This is a genomic window from Tsukamurella sputi (assembly GCF_007858445.1).
Taxonomy (GTDB): Bacteria; Actinomycetota; Actinomycetes; order Mycobacteriales; family Mycobacteriaceae; genus Tsukamurella; species Tsukamurella sputi.
Genome location: NZ_VIGV01000079.1, coordinates 1 through 639, shown reverse-complemented (window position 1 = coordinate 639; position 639 = coordinate 1). Strand labels below are relative to the sequence as shown.

Genomic DNA, 639 nt, shown 5'->3' with positions numbered 1-639 from the left:
GCGAGCGACACGACGCAGATGGTCTTCAAGAGCATGCCCGACCGGGGATCCGGGGATATGACTCCTGGTTCCTCCACGAGCGAGATGACCGAGGGCAACTCGGCGTACAACCGGGCGATTCAGTACATCTACGACGAGATGATGCGGAATTCGTCGGGCAAGGTGGCCGAGAGTATCCGCGCAGCATGGAACATGGAGGGCGACGAGAACACAGGCGACGTCAGTAAGGGAGGAAAGGCGGCCGCACTCGCGATCTGGACTGCGCAAGTCCATTCCGGAGGCTCGTGGGATCATAAGCCCAAGTTGGCGGCCATGTTCAACATGGAGAAGATGGGCTACTACTTCAGAATGCCTGGCAGCGTTCGCCCTGATGGCGCGGCCGACCTGCTGTTTTACGACATCTTCTCGAACATCCACTACGGCTACGTAGGTCGCGCGTCGGGCATTCCGTCGACCGTCCTCATGGGCGGACAGATGATCCCGCTACCCGGCGTCGGCCTGGTAGACCGCGGCGATCTGGAGAGCATCCGCCTCGGAATGCAGCTGTACGACAAGTTCGGAGCAGACATGACCAGTTCCCAGTTGAATTTGGCGGTGACGGAAATGGTCAAGGAGTGGGTGGCCGCTGGGGGCCGCGGC

General features: G+C 60.9%; 1 protein-coding gene. It reads left to right on the top strand.

Going from position 1 to position 639, the window contains the following annotated elements; translation table 11 throughout:
* Positions 1 to 84: 84 nt before the first annotated feature.
* On the top strand, positions 85 to 639 hold a 555-nt coding region (locus FK268_RS23245; protein ID WP_205124532.1), incomplete at its 3' end, for a polymorphic toxin type 44 domain-containing protein.